The sequence below is a fragment of the Butyrivibrio sp. WCE2006 genome (assembly GCF_000701985.1).
Taxonomy (GTDB): domain Bacteria; phylum Bacillota; class Clostridia; order Lachnospirales; family Lachnospiraceae; genus Butyrivibrio.
Genome location: NZ_JNKH01000037.1, coordinates 1 through 19,343, shown reverse-complemented (window position 1 = coordinate 19,343; position 19,343 = coordinate 1). Strand labels below are relative to the sequence as shown.

General features: G+C 40.5%; 20 protein-coding genes. 8 read left to right on the top strand and 12 right to left on the bottom strand.

Annotated features, from left to right (window positions below; genetic code table 11):
• Positions 1 to 136: 136 nt before the first annotated feature.
• From T501_RS16130 to T501_RS16105, 7 genes are all read right to left on the bottom strand, one after another.
• Positions 137 to 691 carry a hypothetical protein gene (locus tag T501_RS16130; protein WP_044916100.1) on the bottom strand — a complete coding sequence of 185 codons (555 nt, stop codon included), beginning with the start codon at positions 689 to 691 and terminating at the stop codon, positions 137 to 139.
• Positions 692 to 767: 76 nt separating this feature from the next.
• Complete coding sequence (locus tag T501_RS16125) at positions 768 to 1,421, bottom strand: SGNH/GDSL hydrolase family protein (protein ID WP_026512037.1); 654 nt, start codon at positions 1,419 to 1,421, stop codon at positions 768 to 770.
• Between the two features lie 48 nt (positions 1,422 to 1,469).
• The gene (locus T501_RS21560; RefSeq protein ID WP_155994895.1) at positions 1,470 to 1,622 is read right to left on the bottom strand and encodes a hypothetical protein; all 153 of its coding nucleotides are present in this window, start codon (positions 1,620 to 1,622) and stop codon (positions 1,470 to 1,472) included.
• A 424-nt stretch (positions 1,623 to 2,046) separates the two neighbouring features.
• Positions 2,047 to 4,299, bottom strand: a complete 2,253-nt coding sequence (locus tag T501_RS16120; protein WP_044916097.1) for an alpha-galactosidase — start codon at positions 4,297 to 4,299, stop codon at positions 2,047 to 2,049.
• Position 4,300: 1 nt separating this feature from the next.
• Positions 4,301 to 5,146 (bottom strand): carbohydrate ABC transporter permease, encoded by an 846-nt coding sequence (locus T501_RS16115; protein WP_044916095.1) that lies wholly within the window; start codon positions 5,144 to 5,146, stop codon positions 4,301 to 4,303.
• A gap of 15 nt (positions 5,147 to 5,161) precedes the next feature.
• Positions 5,162 to 6,052 (bottom strand): carbohydrate ABC transporter permease, encoded by an 891-nt coding sequence (locus tag T501_RS16110; RefSeq protein ID WP_026510719.1) that lies wholly within the window; start codon positions 6,050 to 6,052, stop codon positions 5,162 to 5,164.
• Positions 6,053 to 6,113: 61 nt separating this feature from the next.
• Positions 6,114 to 7,484, bottom strand: coding sequence for an ABC transporter substrate-binding protein (locus T501_RS16105; RefSeq protein ID WP_026510718.1), 1,371 nt, complete (start codon positions 7,482 to 7,484; stop codon positions 6,114 to 6,116).
• 149 nt (positions 7,485 to 7,633) lie between these two features.
• On the opposite strand from T501_RS16105, the gene T501_RS16100 reads away from it, so the two are divergent.
• From T501_RS16100 to T501_RS21555, 3 genes are all read left to right on the top strand, one after another.
• On the top strand, positions 7,634 to 8,497 hold the full coding sequence (locus tag T501_RS16100) for an AraC family transcriptional regulator (protein ID WP_044916093.1): 864 nt from the start codon (positions 7,634 to 7,636) through the stop codon (positions 8,495 to 8,497).
• A 166-nt stretch (positions 8,498 to 8,663) separates the two neighbouring features.
• Positions 8,664 to 9,458 (top strand): helix-turn-helix domain-containing protein, encoded by a 795-nt coding sequence (locus T501_RS16095; RefSeq protein WP_050008359.1) that lies wholly within the window; start codon positions 8,664 to 8,666, stop codon positions 9,456 to 9,458.
• 119 nt (positions 9,459 to 9,577) lie between these two features.
• A complete protein-coding gene (locus T501_RS21555; protein WP_155994893.1) occupies positions 9,578 to 9,739 on the top strand; it encodes a hypothetical protein in 162 nt (53 codons plus the stop codon).
• 175 nt (positions 9,740 to 9,914) lie between these two features.
• Here T501_RS21555 and T501_RS16090 read toward each other — a convergent pair whose 3' ends face one another.
• Positions 9,915 to 10,712 (bottom strand): helix-turn-helix domain-containing protein, encoded by a 798-nt coding sequence (locus T501_RS16090; RefSeq protein WP_044916090.1) that lies wholly within the window; start codon positions 10,710 to 10,712, stop codon positions 9,915 to 9,917.
• Between the two features lie 317 nt (positions 10,713 to 11,029).
• A complete protein-coding gene (locus tag T501_RS16085) occupies positions 11,030 to 12,376 on the bottom strand; it encodes an ATP-binding protein (protein WP_044916088.1) in 1,347 nt (448 codons plus the stop codon).
• A 672-nt stretch (positions 12,377 to 13,048) separates the two neighbouring features.
• On the opposite strand from T501_RS16085, the gene T501_RS16080 reads away from it, so the two are divergent.
• Together T501_RS16080 and T501_RS16075 are read left to right on the top strand one after the other, a co-directional pair.
• A complete protein-coding gene (locus T501_RS16080; protein ID WP_044916087.1) occupies positions 13,049 to 13,645 on the top strand; it encodes a helix-turn-helix domain-containing protein in 597 nt (198 codons plus the stop codon).
• A gap of 39 nt (positions 13,646 to 13,684) precedes the next feature.
• A complete protein-coding gene (locus tag T501_RS16075) occupies positions 13,685 to 13,906 on the top strand; it encodes a hypothetical protein (protein WP_026510715.1) in 222 nt (73 codons plus the stop codon).
• Between the two features lie 87 nt (positions 13,907 to 13,993).
• On the opposite strand, the gene T501_RS16070 is transcribed toward T501_RS16075, so the two are convergent.
• Positions 13,994 to 14,329 (bottom strand): iron chaperone, encoded by a 336-nt coding sequence (locus T501_RS16070; RefSeq protein WP_081843212.1) that lies wholly within the window; start codon positions 14,327 to 14,329, stop codon positions 13,994 to 13,996.
• A 76-nt stretch (positions 14,330 to 14,405) separates the two neighbouring features.
• Positions 14,406 to 14,834, bottom strand: coding sequence for a hypothetical protein (locus T501_RS16065; protein ID WP_197027976.1), 429 nt, complete (start codon positions 14,832 to 14,834; stop codon positions 14,406 to 14,408).
• A 208-nt stretch (positions 14,835 to 15,042) separates the two neighbouring features.
• Here T501_RS16065 and T501_RS16060 point away from each other — a divergent pair, with 208 nt between their 5' ends.
• The 3 genes from T501_RS16060 to T501_RS16050 are packed head-to-tail and all read left to right on the top strand — an operon-like array spanning position 15,043 to position 17,633.
• Positions 15,043 to 15,801, top strand: a complete 759-nt coding sequence (locus tag T501_RS16060; RefSeq protein WP_330377092.1) for an ABC transporter ATP-binding protein — start codon at positions 15,043 to 15,045, stop codon at positions 15,799 to 15,801.
• A gap of 52 nt (positions 15,802 to 15,853) precedes the next feature.
• Positions 15,854 to 16,603, top strand: a complete 750-nt coding sequence (locus tag T501_RS16055; RefSeq protein WP_330377091.1) for an ABC transporter permease — start codon at positions 15,854 to 15,856, stop codon at positions 16,601 to 16,603.
• A 16-nt stretch (positions 16,604 to 16,619) separates the two neighbouring features.
• Complete coding sequence (locus tag T501_RS16050) at positions 16,620 to 17,633, top strand: ABC transporter substrate-binding protein (protein WP_242845546.1); 1,014 nt, start codon at positions 16,620 to 16,622, stop codon at positions 17,631 to 17,633.
• Positions 17,634 to 17,716: 83 nt separating this feature from the next.
• Here T501_RS16050 and T501_RS16045 read toward each other — a convergent pair whose 3' ends face one another.
• Positions 17,717 to 19,150, bottom strand: coding sequence for a family 43 glycosylhydrolase (locus T501_RS16045; protein WP_044916081.1), 1,434 nt, complete (start codon positions 19,148 to 19,150; stop codon positions 17,717 to 17,719).
• Between the last annotated feature and the right edge of the window lie 193 nt (positions 19,151 to 19,343).

Sequence of the window (19,343 nt, the reverse complement as noted above, 5' to 3'; positions counted from 1 at the left end):
AAAGCTCCCGATCTCTCAGGAGCCATTGCATAAACATAAAACAATTTTTGGATATGTATAGTATAGCATATTATTTGCGGATTACCATGATTCTCAGGTGTCCCACTCTTGGTTTGATTCAATATTCATCAGTTTCTCACTGTGCCGAAGCACCAATTAGCTTAACATTATCAGTATATTTTGATAATTCATCAGCAAATTGGTCACTATCAACTTCAGTATCATCAACATAAGTTTTTATATTTTCAAAATCTGAAAAGTCTTTCTTGAGAGAAACTACTGTTTCAAGCTCTCCATCTACCAGTTTGTAGGCAATAACATAATACCCGCTTCCGGTCTCATTTTCGGATACTAACAGCTTTTCATCCTCATTGAACATGATTGTTCCATATTGTCCAAAGCTGCCAAGATCCACCACCTCACCATCTTTGATGGTATAGACCTCTACCAGTCCGGGATCTGTCACATCGCTGTTAAAAACTGCCATTTCAGGAATATCATCATCGTCAAAGTCAAAATACGAAGAACTTAAGTCTCCAACAACTCCTGCCTCTTCATAGAGTTCTTCATAATTTTCAGATGAAGTGTCCTCCTGCTTTGTCATAACAGTGGGCGTTTTGGAACCTTCAAAACATGCCGCACATGACACGATCACCGCCATTGTCATGACCAAACTCATAAATTTCTTCATAGTATATCTCCTCAGTAAAAAAAACAAGCTGTTCATGCCTTCAACATCGATCAAGCTTATGCATCATTTTAATCGTTTAGCTCGCAAAACCTTCATCTACAAGCTTTCTATACACAGCTTCGCCCAGATATCTCTGATTTTTCACATCAAGATGCACTCCGTCTGCAGGACTTACCGTGCAAAATTTAGCAGCATCAAGGAACATACAGCCGTACATCTCAGCCAGCTGCTTGTACCAACCGGAGATCTCCGAAGAAACCTTATAACATCTCTCAAAATCAAAGCAGTCTTCCAGCCATGAGCCTTTACCGCAGGCGCCAATTATAGGCGGCGCAATCAATAGAACTTTCATCGAATCTCCCATGCGGAATCTGTTGTGTGCCTGAACTTTTTCAAGGAAAATCTGCATCTCCCCTGCGATATCCATGCTTGTATATTGGAATTTTCTCTTAAGATCGTTAGCCCCAAGAAGAATGATCATCAGGTCAAGAGGTGACTGACTCTCCACGCACGGAATAACATATTTTAAACCGTTCTTTTCCCCTTCAGCAGGGTCATCCGTCGCAATAGTCCTGCCGTTATGCCCCTCTTCTATTACAAGATAGTCGTCCCCAAGGTGCTTTTGCAGCACTCCGGTCCATCTATCCTCATCCTCCATTCTCTCCCTCTTATAGGGGTCAAATCCCCAAGTAAGTGAATCCCCAAAACAAAGTACTCTTTTCTTTCCCATACACTCCTCCAAGTAAAAAATATAAATAGATGTGGATTGATATTTTTCTTATGAAAAATCCACGTTTCCTCTGATATCAATTACGCCATCACGTCCCTTTGTGAATGTATGCAGAGGGGTATTTAGTTTCTTTTCCATGATATCTCTGCAAAGTTCTTCAAATTCAGTATCACTTAGATTGCAATAATTAAATTTCCCCATAGTATGACTCTCTTCCTCCCGCGAATTTATCACGCATTCAAGATATTATCTCACATGAAAAGGGTATTGTCAGTGCAATCATCCCTATTATTTGACAATTTTTCTATAGCTAAAGTTGGTTAATTAAAAAACCAGTTTTCCAGCGGGTATCTGATTCTAAGCTCACGCTCCTGCAAGATAAGAAATGGCTCAACCATGCGGGTTATAACGATTCAAAGACGGTATTTTGGGTTCCCTGAAAAAAGGGTCAAAAATACCGTCTTTGAAAAATAAAAATACCTTCTTTGGCGTTAAAAAATACCGCTTTTGAGCTACAAAAAATATTAAATTCTCGACAGTCCGCCCAGCACAACTGTTGGTTCGTTTGTGTTTCTCTCAACGAGTTTTTTTCTGAAAAAACTATTTTGAAATCCATTGATGTCTCTTAACATTTCTTTCTAAAATGAAGTTGTATCGCCGGGTATGAACCGAACACGGGATCAAAGGCATAGCCTGCATTCATTAGCGCAGCTCCGCTAAAGACCTGTCCAATTTCATCTGCTTTCTCTCCCACATCATTTTCCGGAACCTTCTCACAGGATGAGATACAGTTATCGACCTCATACATCGCTTCAGGATCAAGATTTCTCATGCGAACGTATATAACTTCCGGATTGGCTCTCACATCTGTGACCACCAGATTAAGAAGCGCCTCGGACTTATCCTCTGACACAAATCCCCAGGAAGTGTAGTACTCTTCGTCAAGTTCATCTGACAGGCGAAGGTACATTCCCCTCTGTATCAGATCATAATATCTGTTAAAAACGTCTATCTGCTGGCGGATCATTGCCTTCTCGTCTGCACTGAGTGTCCGCGGGTCAAGCTCATAGCCAAAGGTTCCCGCCATTGCAACAATTGCTCTTGTCATAAGCGGTACTTCGCGGCCGGTCTGGTGGTTGGGCGAAGCTGACACGTGACTTCCGATCGTACTCACCGGATAACCGTAGGTTGTGCCCTTTTGTATTTTCAGACGATTGATCGCCTCAGTGTTGTCAGAGCACCATATCTGAGGTGAGTAGAACAGGATTCCGGCATCAAACCTTCCGCCGCCACCCGAGCATCCCTCAATTATCACATCAGGGAAACTGTCCCTCAATCTCTCCATCAGCCTGTATGAGCCAAGGACAAACCTATGGGCCACTTCTCCCTGCCTGTCTGCGGAGAGCCCTCCGGAAAAAACATTTGACAGTGATCTGTTGAAGTCCCACTTGATGTAGGATATCTTAGCACTCCTAAGCACCGCTGAAATACTCTCGTACAAATAGTCTATAACCTCAGACCTGGACATATCAAGCACCAACTGATCTCTTGCCATCACCGGCTTCCTGCCGGGATCAGTGAGCGCCCAGTCGGGATGTGCCCTGTAAAGATCAGAATCCTCGTTGACCATCTCAGGCTCAAACCAGAGCCCAAACTTCATGCCAAGGCTCTCTACATGATCAGCAATGGCATCCATGCCCTTCTTTACCTTATCCCTGTTGACCACCCAGTCGCCAAGTCCTGCGTGATCATCATTCCTTGCTCCGAACCAGCCGTCATCAAGGACCAGCATCTCACAGCCCGCCTCTTTGGCGCTGTCGGCAATTCCTATTATCTTCTCATCGTCAAAATCGAAGTAGGTACCCTCCCAGTTGTTTATAAGGACCGGGCGCTTGATATCGCGAAACTCCTTAGGGCATACATTTTCACGGATGATCCTGTGGAAGCGTAAGCTAAGCTCTGAGAGCCCATTATCTGTAAATGCCAGCATTACCTCAGGCGTCACAAACTCTTCCCCTTCGCAGAGTTTCCACAAAAAGTGGTCATCAGATATTCCACTCACAACGCGGATTGTTCCGGCCTGATCTTTTTCCACTTCCTCGGCGTGTTCTCCCGAGTACATCAACATAATTCCATAGCTCTCACCCTGCCACTCGTCCGTATTCCTGTCACAGAGGATCACAAAAGGATTGTTGTGGTGACTGCTGGTTCCCCTCTTCGAACTTATCCTGTGAATTTCATGTCCAACCCTGCACCTCTCAGGCTGTCTTTCAAAAGCATGGCGGCCGTGAAAATGAATAAGGTCAAGATCCTTTCCTATGAAATCCAGACAGGCAGATGCTGCTTTATTTAAAAAGATATCTGCGTCAGACTCATTTCTTATGACAGAATATCTTGAAATAATATCTTTCTCCTCAAATACCTGGTATGACAATACAACAAGAACCTTTGCCACCTTATCTTCAAGATATATCTTCAGAGTGTCAACCTTATCTTTCTCCGCTCTTACATATGGAAGTCCCTTAAGCTCATCTCTCCCTTTAATGATCTCATGACTCTTATATCTGAGATCGACCGTCCCCGAACCATTTGAAAGAATAAGTGACAGTGCACTTAGCCTGTAGTCTCCTGCCCCGTCAGTTGAGTACTCCTGCGGAAGCGTGTCTGCAGATATACCTCTCCTGTCCCTGCATTCATAGGGATTCCCCGAGAACCCTCTGTCCAGTTCCTTGATCAGATACCCCATATCAAAGCCACTCACTCTTTTACCATAGTAGGTGTGAAGTACCATTCCCAGCTCATTTATCTTGATCTGATACTCTGTGTTTGCGGTCATCAGGGAAAAGCAATTACTCTTTTTATCAAATATTATCGACATATCAAAGTTTTCCTCCTGAGGTTGCAATACCCTCAACAAACTGCTTCTGGAATATTATGTATATTACGATCATAGGTACAATAGCAAGAACCGCAGCTGCCATCATGGCAGGATAGTCACTTCCATACTGTCCCTGCATCTTGGCAAGTCCCGCGCTGAGAGTCGTAGTGCTTGCATTTGTGCAGACTATCATTGGCCACATAAGGTCCTTAAAAGCAAAGAGCGCTGTAAAGATTCCCAGTGAAACCATGGATGATCTGGTAAGGGGCATCATTATGAAAAGAAATGTCTGTCCGATGTTGCAGCCATCAATTGCCGCAGCTTCCTCCAGATCCTTGGGAAGCGACTGGTATCCCGTTTTTAGCAGGTAGGTGCCGAATGCTGTAACAAGTCCCGGGAAGACAAGGCCCACTGTGGTATTTAAAATATGTAACTTTGACACCATCAGATATTGTGGAATCACAAATATCTGTGCCGGTATCATCATCTGGATAAGCACCAGAGAGAACAATATCTTCTTTCCGGGAAATTCAAGTCTTCCAAAGGCATATCCTGCCATGGTCGCAGTAAGGCATGCGCAGATAACGCGGAATATTATGAACAGGATCGTATTTTTGTATAATGTTATGAAATTATAGCTCTTCCATACTGTTGCAAAGTTCTCAAAATGCCATCCATTGTGGGGAAAAATAAAAAACGGATCCACAGATATAGCTTCCTGATTGGTTTTAATGGCCGTAAGTATCATCCATACAAATGGCACTAACATAATAATTGCAAAGATTATAAGAACTGTATAAGTGATTATTTTATTTACAGTGTATTTTGTACTGATGCTGCTATCCATCCTCGTTCTCCCTTCTTAATTGTAGTAAACGATCTTCTTTTCAAGCTTCTGAAGGAAGAACGTAACTATCATGATAAATACCACGAGTACCATTACTATTGCGGCACCATACCCCCTGTTGCCGTTGGTGAAAGCATAGGTGTAAAACAGGTACACAATTGACTGGGTCTTATTAAGGGCAAGATTTGTCTTGTCCATTACCATGAACATAAGATCAAATACCGTGAGTGCTCCTATAATCCTTGTCTGAACTATAAAGAAGGTCGTAGGGCTAAGCAGTGGAACTGTTATGGAAAAGAATTGCCTTATAGACGATGCTCCGTCAATCTGCGCTGCTTCGTAGTAATCCTTAGGAATTTCCTGAAGCCCTCCAATGAACAGGACCATGTTGTATCCAATAATTGACCATACACCGATTATGCCTACACTGATCCAGGCTATCTTTGGGTCTGAAATCCATGCAACATTCGTATGAAAAACATTGTTCAGAAGTCCAAACTGTTGATTGTAAAGCCACTTCCAAACCATTGCAACTGCAGCAGGTGCGCAAACCATCGGAAGGAAAAAAAGAGTGCGGAAAAGAGTTTTTCCAGCAAGCTTTTTCTGCATAAGAACCGCCAGCAAAAGAGCTATCACGATTCCCAGTGGTACCTCAACAATCGCATATTTTACAGTGTTCCAGAGGGACTGCCACACTTCTGCCGATCCCAGCACAGTTTTGTAGTTGTTAAGTCCTACAAATATGTTCCCTTTTCCAAAATCTCCGGTCTTGCAAAGAGACTGGTATACAGTATTGATCGCAGGATAATAGTTCAGTACGATCAGTCCTAAAATCGTTGGCAATACAAAGGCCCATCCCCATATTGCCTGTCTCTTTTGAGACGGAGTCATCTTTTTCTTAGTCATATAACCCTCCAAAGATATGGTGAATGCCGAGGTGTCCCCCCCGGCATTCATTTTTCACAGATCACTCTGCTGCAATAGCATCATCAATTATCTTCTGTGCATTGTCACAGGCAGTTGCCATCAGTGCACTATCTTCGGGATTCTGCCATGCATCAAGGAATCCACCCTGCTGCTGAAGAGCATCTTCCCAGACTGTAGTCTTTCTTGTGTAAGGACGGAAGAACAAATCTCCTTCTTCCTCAGCTCTTACAAAGGCGGATACATCCATTCCTTCAAAAGCATCTGAGAAGTCCTCTGAAACACCCTTAAGTCCTCCCATGGTTACTCCAAGCTGTGCCTGCTTCTTCTGGCCTTCTTCGGAACAGAAGTAAGAAATGAGGTCATAGCATGCCTTGGGATCAGCTACATTTGCATTGGCAGCCCAGCCAAGTCCGTTGTATGCAGAGTATCTCTCTCCTGCATCACATGTTCCGTTTGAATTTGTATCAGCATAAGGAAGCATTGCCCAAGCATAGTCATTATGGTTTTCTGCAGTGTAGAATGCGTTGATCATCCATGAGCCCTGTGTGATCATGGCTGCCTTACCTGACATAAACAGTGAATCTGTTCCTGTCTCAGCAACTACTGACTGAGGAGCGCCAACTGTAAGGAGCTTTCTTACCATCTCCATTCCGGCCTTACCCTCTGCAGATCCGATGGTTGTTCCCTTATGATCATCAGTGATCACCTGAGCGCCGTAATCGTAAACGAGGTTGTACCAGCCGTCCTGGTTGTTTGAGGTATTCATTGCCATACCGTAGACATCTCCGCCTGATCCTTCAGTAATTGCCTTAGCTGCCTCATACATGTCGTCCCATGTCCAATCATCAGTGGGATACTCCACACCATATTTGTCAAAAACTGACTTGTTATAAAGGAGTGCTATAGTGTCATGATCCTTGGGAAGTGCATACTGCCTGTCACCACTGCTGTACAGATTCCAAACTCCTTCATAGAAGTTGTCCTTATTTACAGAGGCATCTGCTGCGATGTAATCTGTAAGATCCAGCAGGATGTCATTTTCCATATACATCTGTGCTGTGTTTGAATGCATCCAGAATACATCTGGCATCTCACCACCTGAAGCACCTGCCTCAAGAAGTGTCCAGTAATTATCCCAGTCAATGACTTCAATATTTACCTTCACGCCTGAATTTGCACTCCAGTCATCTGCGATAGCCTGAAGGCCGGCCTGCTGATTTGAGTCCCAAATATTTATTGTAATAGAGTCTGTGGTATATCCACCCGCACTGGCGGCTGCATCTGAGGATGCTGTCTGTTCTGTTTCAGCATTTGCCGAAGGAGCTGTCTGCACACCTTCGCTGCTTCCACAACCTACAAGTCCGGCGGTAATAACTGATGATAATAACAGTGCCACTAATTTCTTACTCATTTTCTTCCTCCCTTTTTTCCTGATCTTAAGTTTCCTGTCCGAACCCTTCGAACAAAACTTATTCTAATTTCCACAGACCATTCAGGGTATGCTATTATGTTATTAGCATTTGTCATTTTGTGACACTCATGACCGGAGGTAACCTTGCAATGCAGATGAAAGAAAACGGTGTCGGCTTCGACTTTTGTGCATTTACTGATTTCGACAATAGTGCGGAAGTCAGACTTTATGAGATAGGTAGCTATGCCTGTGAGCCTGAATACTCCTACGGCCCGATCATACGGTCAAGAGGAATAATTCACTATGTCCTTTCCGGCAAGGGCAAACTGAGGATTGGGGATAAGACACATAATATCCATGGGAATCAGATATTTTTTATACCATCAGGCGTCTCAGCATACTATGAGGCTGACAGTGATGACCCCTGGGTCTACAAATGGCTCCATATAGGAGGGACAGAGTTTCTTGCACTCCTTACGGAAGTCGGCCTTAGTGAAAACAGCCCGGTTCTGGATGTTCCATCACCAAATAACCGGTCCTGGGATTTTAACTCAGCGATCAATGAGATATTTGAAAACTATGAAAGGGAGTACTATTGCATTGGGAAGATTTATGAAATAATGGATTTCCTGAGAAAAGAATATGGCCACATAGACAAAGCATCAGCAGAAAGCCAGCAGCTTCAATATGTACGAACCGTAATCAAATACATACAGCTTAAATTTTCAGAACAGATTACCATGGAAAATATCGCAGGTGTCTGCGGTCTTAACAGAAGTTATCTTTCTCGCCTTTTTCATGATGCCACAGGTTATACAATAAAAGGATATCTGCAGACTTATCGCATGCAGACAGCCCAGAAGATGCTGAGGGAATCAGATCTCTCCATAAGTTATATAGGTAACGCTGTTGGTTACGTTGATATCTTTACCTTTTCCAAGGCATTTAAAAAGCACACAGGTTGCACTCCCAGTAGCTACAGAGAAAATGGTTCCGCTGCATTAGCCAACTAGAGTTGTGCATCTATGCTATTGCCGCATCAATGTCTTCCTTTAATGTCCCCTCATCCAGCGGCATGCAAATCAGACAACAAATGGTGTTATGTCACTGCTTCAATAAAAAATTATGATAAAATATTTTCATTACTGGTTGTTATCTTAAATGGTGGGAGGATGCGGGATGAATAAAAGTTCCGGCAAGACACAAATCAATGAAAATGCTTTAAAAAAGATGGACAGCAGTCTTTCTCAGTATCTTTTTGATCAGCGTGAAAACAGTATGGTCCACGCTACGCTTAGCGAAGAGATGTCTGATTTTGGACCGGTTGTAGATGGGGATATTAAGACCGTTCAAAGCAATCTTATAAAACATAGGAGTCGTGTTTTTCCAAAGCTTTCCGAATCTCCCGTATTACAACGAAAATATCTATTTGTATCAAGTATAACTTCCTGCTGCAGATTCTGCATAGAAGCCGGAATGCCTTCAGATGAATCCTATGGTTTATCCGATCTGTATATCCTTAAAATGGATAAATGCCAAACGGTAGAGGAAGTATCCGATGTTTATGAAGAGATGATGCTCGACTACACCAAGAGGATGCAGGCGCTTAAGGGTAAAAGTAAAGGTCTTTCTCCAAAAGTCATAGCCTGTATGAACTATATAGATAATCATCTGCATGACAGGATCACTGTTTCGGAACTTGCCACCGAGCTTGAGATGAATTCTTCATGGCTGTCAACTGTATTTAAGAAAGAAGTTGGAATATCTGTTTCTGAATATATTAAAGAAAAGAAGATAAATGCGGCAAAGCATCTTCTGACTTTTAATGAGTATTCATGTACAGACATTGCTGAATATCTGGGATTTGCCAACGAAAGCCATTTTTCGGCCGTCTTTTCAAGAATGGAGAATAAGTCTCCCAAGGAATATAGAAGAGAACACTTCCAAAAACACTTTTCAAGGCTTGGCAAATAAATATATATAAAAACAAATGAATATTGTGTTTTGAATCGATGATCCGGTATATCCTTAGGTCATAAAGAAAACAGAGACAGCAACAAGCGTCAGATACATGACCATGAAAGGGGTATAATATGAGATTTCACGATGTTCAGGATACACGTAAAGCAGAAGTTAAGAAAGAGCAGAGAAATGAAGCATTTCATAAAATATACGACGAATGCCTTGAAAAACTTTCAGCTTTTTACAACAAAGAGAAGATGGCTACAGTAAGCGGAGTGACATTTATTTTATAAAAGTGTTGTATTTGAGCAAGACTTGATAATAGAAGCCAATAATAATTACTTGAATCAAAAAAGGGTTGTGAAAAAATAATCTCGCATCTTTTCACAACCCTTTATTTTTGATTTGATTTAAAATTATATGCATAGATATAGAAGAACTATAAGTTATTTTATCTCTTGTATGTTTTCACATGAACTGCGCAAATTTAGACATGCTCTTTGTATCATCTGTCTTCAAAAGAAACTCGGATATTTTCTTCAGTGTCTTTCTTCCAAGAAAGCAGGCGATTCCTGTTAATTCAGACACATCTCCTTTTTCTATAGCCTTATCTACAATGTTTTCAAGAGACTTTTTTGATAAGAACGGAGCAAGTGCTTTTATCCCATCGAAGTTGTCGCCTTCTATTCTTGAAACAACATCATCGAGTGCTTCCTCTGACATAAACGGAGCCAGGGCAACGAGATCTCTTACATTAGATGAGGTAATCTTCTTTGAGATATTGGTCAATGCTTCTTCTGATAAGAAAGGCGCAAGAGCTACAAGGTCTTTTAAATTTGCTTCATCAACCCTGGAGGCAATCTCATCAAGGTATTCATCATCCAGGAAAGGCGCGAGTCCTACAAGGGCTTTGATATTAAGCTGATCATTCTCAGATGTCTTCCTGACTTCCTCTGTAAGTTCCATTGGTGGAAGCATCGGAGCCACATCTGTTAGTTCTTCTGATGTAAGTGGCTCAGAGCTTTTTTCCAGAACTTTCTTTACTGCAGTTGATCCATTATCATTTCCAAGTAGTTCTGTCACATCAAGATCAAGAGCCTTTGCTATATCAGAAATCTTTCCGATATCGGGCATGGAATTTCCGCGCTCCCAATTTGATACTGCCTGATAACTTACTCCGACGATATCAGCAAGTTCAAGCTGTGTCATATTCTTCTTTGTCCTGGCATTCTTGATATTTTTAGCAACTTTATTCATATCTAACATTTTATCTCTCCTTAATATGTATTGGATACTGGCCGGTACCTTTTGTCTGATACAAGAATACCTTTATGAGCAAAAGCTGTATATCAATTTGTAATTGAGTCCGAATTTCTGCTTAAATGCTGAGACTCAAGCAGCAGTTGAGAAGCATATATCAAAAGCTTTCCATGATTAGTTAGCACTTTATCTACTCGTTAGTAGCAATGATATGTATCTTTTCTAAGCTTACTCTCATCACAGTCTTTTATGATAGTGATCAAATCTTCTTTGCTAAATCCCCAGCGCATGCCATCTACAAGGAGTTTTTGGGCAGATTGACATCAAAACTCTATTTTTTCCAAGATAACCTCTTCTGATGGAGTTGTTTCCATGAACATGGTCATATATATAGGTAAATACGTTATTTTTTCCTTTCTGCTAACATTACAGTTGGCAAAAACAAATGCCTCTTTTATCTCATACTGATCATTATAGGTACAGTTATTTAAAGCTGAATGGATATGATAATCCTTGCCACTTTTGACTTCTATCGGCAGAATAGTACCATCATAAGCAATTACAAAATCAAGTTCACCAAGCCGATTTGAGTTGTAATAATACAGGTCAAATCCTTTGCTTTTCAACTCCTGAACTACGGCATTCTCAAATATCCCACCCGCATTAAGATTAGCATCTTTGTTTATCAACATTCTTTTTGTATCCATGCCATAGATTGAAGTCAGCATACCCACATCCGAAAGATATAATTTAAAAAGACTCTGTTTTTCATTAGCCTTCAATGGCTTTTTCGGTTCAGTAGCGTTGTACACTGAATGTGCTACCCCTGAATTATTTAACCATAAAAAGGAGCTTTGAACTCTCTCAAAATGCAGTCCTTTCTTTACATCAGAAACAATATATCTTTTGTTCTGCTTTAATAATTCTGTGGGAATAAGCTCATATATATTGATAAGCTGCAGTCTCTTATTTTCTTCTTCATACTTTGTAAAATCAAGCTTATAAAGGTCTATGATATCCATATGTATTTTTGTAACATTATTAAGATTATGGTTTTCAGCAAAAGACACAACTGCATCCGGCATTCCACCAACTACCAAATATTGCAAAAACAGGCTCATAACCTTTTGATGAACAGTCTCAAAAACAGGACTCCGGTTTTCAAATGACTTTTTCAAATGTGTCATTACATCATCCGTTATGTTTGATATCTGAAGAAACTCCTCAAAATCCAATGGGAACATCTCTCTCGTTGTTAAATATCCCACTGGAGCAGACTCCAGATTCACAAGCTCTACCCCAAGCAGAGAACCACTGAGAATATACTTAAAACTTCCCTCATCAACAAGGAACTTAATCCTTGTGACCATCTCCTTGTACTTTTGAATTTCATCAAAGAAAAGAATCGTTTCTCCCTTTATTATTGGACTGTCGTTTATTGTAGAAAGTCCCATAATAAGCTCGTCAACATTTTTAGCATTCGCCAAAGTGTCAATAGCTTCAGGGTGGTCTATCAGATTTACTTCAAAATAACTTACTCCCATTTCTTTTAATGTATTTCTGATAACGTAGGTCTTTCCAACCTGCCTGGCACCTTTAATTAGTAACGCTTTCTTATCTTCCTCATACCATTCTTTTATATGTCTGCTGATTTTTCGCTTTAATTCCATGTCAAATCTCCTTATACAAACATGATAAATCAGCACTGTCAAAAATACAATGAATTTTGAACTTATTTTGTCAAAAATACAGCACATATTTAAGCGGTTTTGTCAAAAATACAACATGTCACCATTTTCGTCTGCATCTTTGTATATACTGGGTCAAAATCAAGGACTTTTTTTTGACAGAAATCAATGTTTTATGGAACCCGAGATGACCGCTATGGAATACTGTTAGACAATAATGGAATATAAGAGCACAGTTCGGAATACTGGTAGACAGTTCCGGACTTTTTTATTGTCAGAATGGACTTTAAGAAGACTGTACCGGACTTAAGATCGCCAGAATGGAACCACAAAAAGACCGGATTGTCCCAGCCGGCATGGATACTCATATATAGACTTCCTTGTTTAGCAATGTCGGATATGTCTTTCTTTATACTCTGATAAAAGATATGATAGATGAAGTGCGTAAAAAAAATGATCATATTCTCCATTTATAGCACTTGCTATTTATAAAGGAAATAGCAATTCCTTCTTCTGCCCAAACAACGTTCAATCTCAGTAAAATAGGGCATGTAAAAACTTTTTGACAACACAAAATCCTCGGATGTAAAAGCCTTTTGATGGCAGCATTTTCAATATCTCGGTATTCTGAGGTGGAAAGAGAGACAAACGACTATGGAACTTGGAAACAGACTCAAAGAATTAAGGAAACAGCAAAATATCAATCAGGACGAACTGGCAGAGAAATTGTTTGTATCAAGGCAAACCATCTCCAACTGGGAAAATGACAAAAGCTATCCGGATATTCAAAGTGTTCTGCTTATAAGTGAAATATTCAATGTCTCTGTAGACCAACTATTAAAAGGAGATGTTGAGAAAATGGAAAGAATCGTCAATGAACAGACCGATACAGACATCAAGAAGATGAACACCTACGGTATGGGAATGCTTATCACTATAATAGCTATCCTGCTTACCACTCCGATCCTGGCTTTTACCATCGGATTTTGGTTCTTTATTCCATTCGGACTCTTATTTGTAGTCCTTATGTACTTTTCCACTAAGGTTGAGCACATAAAAAAGGAGTATGATGTTCAGACCTACAAAGAAATCATCGCTTTTACCAAAGGCGAGACGCTGCAATCTACTGAAAAGATAGAGGAAAAAGCAAAACGCCCTTATCAGAAACTGGTCTTTGCGGTAGCTTCAGGCCTTATCGCCACACTGATATGCGGTGGAATAGGCGCAGTACTCATTATGTTATTCAAATAATGTTTTAAACTAAAACAACACACATTGGAGGATATGAAAATGAAGTTTTCAAATGAACAGCAGAAATTATTTACGATAAACATTATAGGATTGGCATTATGTGCTTTGGCACATATTTTCCCCAGCGGATTAAATTTCCTTGCAGCCTTAATAGGATTATTACTTATTTGCTATTACCTTGTTGAAAGCTATAAACTCATGAAAAAAGATAAGAATCAGTCTCTGGAAGAAAACAATAATCAGAGTACGATGGAAGAGTAACAGAGCAGCAAAAGCGGAATGACATTTCTATTATGTATCAGAAGAAAATGGACATATATTTGCTTATGTTTGTGATATCGTTTCCCATTATTTCTTATACCTCTCATAGCACCATTTTGTTATTTCCTTTATCAGTTCCAACGGAACATCTTTATTGTTTGGAATTTGGATTGTTCCTTTTGATGTTTTGTAGTCCTTAAGCTTATCTGCAAAGAAAGAAGTTGCTTCGCCGCCCGGATAGATACCGATGTGATTCTTGAAGGCTGCAAAGTGAATGATGTTCCTGCCCTTCCAGAAGGTTGGCATCTTGTAACTGATTCGCTCTTCTGCTTCTGGGATAGTTTCGGATATAGCTTTTCGGATAGTAAATAATCTCTCCTGAATAGATGTATTCTGCGCATAAATGTATTCATCAATGGTCATTTTTATTTCCTCATTATTCAAGTGCTTGCAATCAGTCTTCTTCCTGTAAGCCTTGGAAAGGTATACTTGCTGAAAATTACATAAAAACTAAAAAATACCCAATAACCGGTCCAAGAAAAATAGCAACATAAACCAATGTTATCCAGGGCTGATATTCTATATAAAACTGTTTGAACGAAAGCTGCAACGGATGAGGAATCAGCACCCAGCCCACCAGATCAACAATAATACTAACAAACGCCCAGATAGCACCTGCTATAATTGCTGCTGACAGCGTCCTTTCATCCAATCCTGACATGTAAAGCCATCCGAAGATTGGGAATATTATGAGATTATAAAGCACATGCCATGGCTTTGTCCTTTCATACGCCTCCCCCAGACCTTCACTTTCCTTCATGGATTTCATGTGTAAAACCTTAACATTAAAAATGGTATGCCCCACACCGATCCATGTTACAATCACGTACCCAATCATAAGCCACAACAATAACATTCCACCTCTCATTTTGTTCCCTCAACCTCCCTAAAATAAGTTTTTCATTGCTAAAATAGAAAACATTTACTGGTTATATAACGATTATAAAGTATAAATGTCTTCAAGAGAATTGTTCAGCAATAGAAACTTTATAAAAATTTAATAGCAGCTTTGCCTTAGGTTTATTCAATCTTTGTATGATAATTACAACACCTATAGATAATGTGAGGATTAACAATTGCTTAAGCTTGAACATGTAGGGCTGATCTACCAGACTCCGGAAATGGAAAAGGAAGCCGTCAGGGATATATGCTTTGAAATTGAAGAAGGTGAATTTGTTAGTCTGGTTGGGCCATCCGGATGTGGCAAATCAACAATACTTTACATGATAGCCGGACTGGAGCATCCAACAACAGGCAGAATATTGCTAAAAGGAACTCCTATCTCTGCTCCTTCAGCAGAAATAGGCTATATGCCCCAGCAAGATCAGCTATTCCCATGGCGCAATATTTTCTCAAATGTAACTCTGGGCCTGGAAATTCAAAAAAAGGGAAAAAGATATTACGACAGAGCCAGAGAACTAATGGACAAATATGGTGTGTTGGACGTAGCTTCCATGACCCCTGCCCAGCTTTCGGGAGGGATGAGACAGCGTTGTTCCTTAATCCGTACTTTGGTTACAGATCCTGAATTTCTGTTGCTTGACGAATCATTTTCAGCTCTTGATTATCAGACACGTATCGCTGTATCAATTGATACCAGAGATATTATTAAAAGCGAGCATAAAACGGCTCTATTAGTAACACATGATATCTCTGAAAGCCTGATGCTTTCTGACAGAATAATAGTAATGGATAAAAATCCAGGCAAAATATACGATATTCACGATCTTACCCAAATGAAAGATTTAACGCCGGAGCAGAGGCTGGAACATCCAGAGTATCAAGTGCTTCTTAAAAAAATATGGAAGGAGCTGGGTATTAATGGACAAAAATGATCTATCCCCCCTTCGAATGAAATACCTGAATCAAAAAAGGAACACTAAAATAATGATTCATGTTATACGCATCATTATTCTGGTTTTAATTATAGGACTTTGGGAATCTTTGACAGCTTCCGGTATCCTGAATCCTTTTATATTCAGCAGCCCCAGTAGAATCCTTAAAACTGTTGGAAATCTTTCCGCATCAGGTCAGCTTGAAGAGCACATAGCCACCTCACTTATCGAAACAGTCGCAGGCTTCATACTCGGTACTGCCGCTGGAATTGTAATTGCAGTGATACTATGGTGGAACCCTGCTGTATCTAAAATTATGGATCCTTATCTGGTGGTTCTTAATGCTTTGCCAAAGACTGCACTTGGTCCCATATTCATAGTATGCATGGGCGCAGGAACAGGCTCAATAATCGCTATGACACTTGCCATATCACTGATAGTAACGATATTGAATGTACTTAATGGTTTCAATCACACCGACCCCGAAAAAATAAGGCTTATGAAGGCACTCGGTGCGGGCAGGCTTCAGATTTTTCTTAAGCTTGTTCTCCCCGCCAATCTTTCAACAATGGTCAATGTTTTTAAGGTTAATATTGGATTGTCCTGGGTAGGTGTAATCACCGGAGAATTTCTGGTATCCAAAGCAGGTTTAGGATATCTAATTGTATATGGTTCCCAGGTATTTAAAATGGATCTTGTAATGACCTCTGTAGTAATATTGGCGCTATGCGCTGCAATAATGCACATCATCATAGGATTTATTGAAAAAATCGTCAGAAAGCGCTTTGGAATACAAAAATAAGCAAATGGAGATTATTATGAAAAATGGAATGCGAAGAAAATCCGGCTTATGTGCAAGCATACTGGTACTTGTGTTTTTGCTCTGTAATATCAGCGCTTGTAATAAAAATAATACTCAGGTTAATGGTAATACTTCAAAAATCACTCTTTGCGAAGTAACACATTCTGTTTTCTATGCCCCCCTCTACGCAGCTATAGAATTGGGCTATTTTGATGATGCCGGAATTGATCTTGAACTCGTTAATGGCGGCGGAGCAGATAAGGTCATGACCGCTGTTATTTCAGGTCAGGCAGATATCGGCTTTGCAGGTCCGGAAGCATGCATATACACTTACCTTGAAGGTCAAAAAGACTATCCCAAGGTTTTCGGACAACTGACAAAAAGAGACGGTTCTTTCATTATTGGCAGGGAAAAACAGGATTTTTCCTGGGAAAATCTGAAAGGAACAACTATTTTAGGTGGCCGCAAGGGTGGCGTGCCTGAAATGACTCTCGAGTACGTATTAAAGGCGCATAATATCATTCCCGGTAAAGATATCGATGTTGATACGTCAGTTCAGTTTAATATGATGGCCGGTGCCTTTACAGGCGGCGCCGGTGACTACGTGACTTTGTTTGAGCCTACAGCAACTGAACTTGAACTTTCAGGAGAGGGTTTTGTTCTTGCTTCCGTTGGTGAGGAAAGCGGCGAAATCCCATATACTGCGTTTTTTGCATCACAGATTTATATGAATAATAATACAGAGCTGATCCGCAGCTTTGTATCAGCTGTTACCAAAGGATTAACCTGGGTCCAAAATAGTGATTCATCTGAAATTGCTAAGGTTTTACAAGCCCAATTCCCGGATACTTCACTTGAAGTATTGTCGCAGGTTGTTGAAAGATATCGTGATATCGATGCCTGGAATGACTCTCTCATAATGAAAAAGGAATCATTTGACAGACTTCAGGATGTTATGGAAGAGGCAGGAGAATTGAACCAACGAGTAGAATTTGAAGCAATAGTTGATAATACTATGGTTCCAAAATAAATTGTAAGACCTTCCGCAATATCTGTGGAAGGTCTTTGTCTATTAATCTGAGCTCTTTGCGAGGTTCTTAACGAGCCTATTTATTAGTCAAATGTAAATCTGTCAAAGCTGCAGGTTGCATCTTTATCATCTGACAGGAATTCAAAACACACCGCATGTTTGCCGATTACTCCGCCTGTCAAATCCTGAGTTTTTTGAGCATTCGTACCATCAAAATCAATGGTTGAAATCACACGTCCCTTGTAGGAATCCAAATGCACCTTTACTGTTACGACAGCAGGCTTTTCTAAAACAACTGTCACTTTTTTAGCCGAGTTTTGGCCAAACTGTAAATATCTGAATCCTACAGTAGTGCCTGAAGTAATATCTACCACCGGCAATGAGATGTCGTCTTGCTCTTCATATAACGGCTTAATATAGGCATTTCTCGTACCACCAAAAACATGGCAGGCATATCCGGCTGAAATCCACTTATAAGCGTCCAAGCCATTGATATTTGGTCCCTGAGAAGTCATCTCTACCGGTTTAGATGATACAGGCTCACCTGCAAGATATTTAACATCACCGATATATAACTTTCCATCTTTTCCAAGTGCAACATCAACAGGTTCCATCATCGCCTGACGTGAATACTCATCCGTTCCGGTCTGGCGATGATAAAAAACATACCACTGCCCTTCTATTTCCATAATGGAACCGTGATTATTACCCCATCTATAGGTCATGGTTCCAAGTCCATCCTTATCATGAAGTATTTCTCCGCCATTAAAGCTTATATCTCCGCCATCATGGAATGGTCCAAACGGACTGTCACTTATGCGATATGAGAGAAATCCATTGCAGGGTTCAAAAACGCCAAGTTCCGGAACCGGTACTTCATAACGCTTTGAATATATGTACACATATTTCCCCAAGACTTTTCTGGGACTTGAAGCCTCAAAAAAGCCATCAATAAGTGAAATGTGTCCATCATCAACAGGATTCCATGGGCAGGTTGAATGTCCCATTGGATTAGCAACCAGGGTTTCCACTTTTATGGTAGCCATATCATCTTCGAGTTCTGCTATATAGCAGGGTGCCGCGCAGCCTCCCCAATATGCATAAACTCTGCCGTCATCATCTACCAATACTCCGGGATCGAATCCAAGCTTAGTTTCTACAGGGTTCTCAAAAGGTCCCCAGGGTGTTTTTGAGGAAGCAACTACCACAAGGCTTCCGCATCTTTCAGCTGCATACAGATAGAAGGTATCTCCCTTCTGAACAACATCAGGCGCATAAAGAATTGAATCATAGTGTGTCTCATATGAGATTCCATGATATTTCCAGTCTGTCAGGTCATTCACAGGAGCTGACCAGACCACATAATTTCGCCCACAGTACTTATCTCTTTCTATATCATGAGAACCATAGACATATACTCTTTTTTCGCCATTGTACTCAAATACTCTTGGCTCTCCATCCGGAACATGCTCCCAAAGCGGCATATACGGATTTGCGCCCTTAATAAACTCTTTCATAAACCCTCCATTTTTCATAATTGGTTTGATACTACATCCCTCTTTATGGGATTAACCATTTATTAATATCTTCTCTTACTTATGTATTCTAACATCACATATAGGTAAAGTAATTATGAACTACCTCCACCGACTCTGCGTCGGAAGAGGTTTCTGTTATGCCGCAGAGCGGCATGAACCTTTGGGATGCTTA

What these genes read in the sequence shown, in the direction of transcription:
- T501_RS16105 (WP_026510718.1), bottom strand. Translation starts at nt 7,484, where the DNA reads ATGAGTAAGAAATTAGTGGCACTGTTATTATCATCAGTTATTACCGCC.
- T501_RS16120 (WP_044916097.1), bottom strand. Translation starts at nt 4,299, where the DNA reads ATGTCGATAATATTTGATAAAAAGAGTAATTGCTTTTCCCTGATGACC.
- T501_RS16065 (WP_197027976.1), bottom strand. Translation starts at nt 14,834, where the DNA reads ATGAGAGGTGGAATGTTATTGTTGTGGCTTATGATTGGGTACGTGATT.
- T501_RS16085 (WP_044916088.1), bottom strand. Translation starts at nt 12,376, where the DNA reads ATGGAATTAAAGCGAAAAATCAGCAGACATATAAAAGAATGGTATGAG.
- T501_RS16110 (WP_026510719.1), bottom strand. Translation starts at nt 6,052, where the DNA reads ATGACTAAGAAAAAGATGACTCCGTCTCAAAAGAGACAGGCAATATGG.
- T501_RS16075 (WP_026510715.1), top strand. Translation starts at nt 13,685, where the DNA reads ATGAAGTTTTCAAATGAACAGCAGAAATTATTTACGATAAACATTATA.
- T501_RS16095 (WP_050008359.1), top strand. Translation starts at nt 8,664, where the DNA reads ATGAATAAAAGTTCCGGCAAGACACAAATCAATGAAAATGCTTTAAAA.
- T501_RS16125 (WP_026512037.1), bottom strand. Translation starts at nt 1,421, where the DNA reads ATGGGAAAGAAAAGAGTACTTTGTTTTGGGGATTCACTTACTTGGGGA.
- T501_RS16080 (WP_044916087.1), top strand. Translation starts at nt 13,049, where the DNA reads ATGGAACTTGGAAACAGACTCAAAGAATTAAGGAAACAGCAAAATATC.
- T501_RS21560 (WP_155994895.1), bottom strand. Translation starts at nt 1,622, where the DNA reads ATGGGGAAATTTAATTATTGCAATCTAAGTGATACTGAATTTGAAGAA.
- T501_RS21555 (WP_155994893.1), top strand. Translation starts at nt 9,578, where the DNA reads ATGAGATTTCACGATGTTCAGGATACACGTAAAGCAGAAGTTAAGAAA.
- T501_RS16130 (WP_044916100.1), bottom strand. Translation starts at nt 691, where the DNA reads ATGAAGAAATTTATGAGTTTGGTCATGACAATGGCGGTGATCGTGTCA.
- T501_RS16050 (WP_242845546.1), top strand. Translation starts at nt 16,620, where the DNA reads ATGAAAAATGGAATGCGAAGAAAATCCGGCTTATGTGCAAGCATACTG.
- T501_RS16100 (WP_044916093.1), top strand. Translation starts at nt 7,634, where the DNA reads ATGCAGATGAAAGAAAACGGTGTCGGCTTCGACTTTTGTGCATTTACT.
- T501_RS16055 (WP_330377091.1), top strand. Translation starts at nt 15,854, where the DNA reads ATGATTCATGTTATACGCATCATTATTCTGGTTTTAATTATAGGACTT.
- T501_RS16115 (WP_044916095.1), bottom strand. Translation starts at nt 5,146, where the DNA reads ATGGATAGCAGCATCAGTACAAAATACACTGTAAATAAAATAATCACT.
- T501_RS16090 (WP_044916090.1), bottom strand. Translation starts at nt 10,712, where the DNA reads ATGTTAGATATGAATAAAGTTGCTAAAAATATCAAGAATGCCAGGACA.
- T501_RS16045 (WP_044916081.1), bottom strand. Translation starts at nt 19,150, where the DNA reads ATGAAAGAGTTTATTAAGGGCGCAAATCCGTATATGCCGCTTTGGGAG.
- T501_RS16070 (WP_081843212.1), bottom strand. Translation starts at nt 14,329, where the DNA reads ATGACCATTGATGAATACATTTATGCGCAGAATACATCTATTCAGGAG.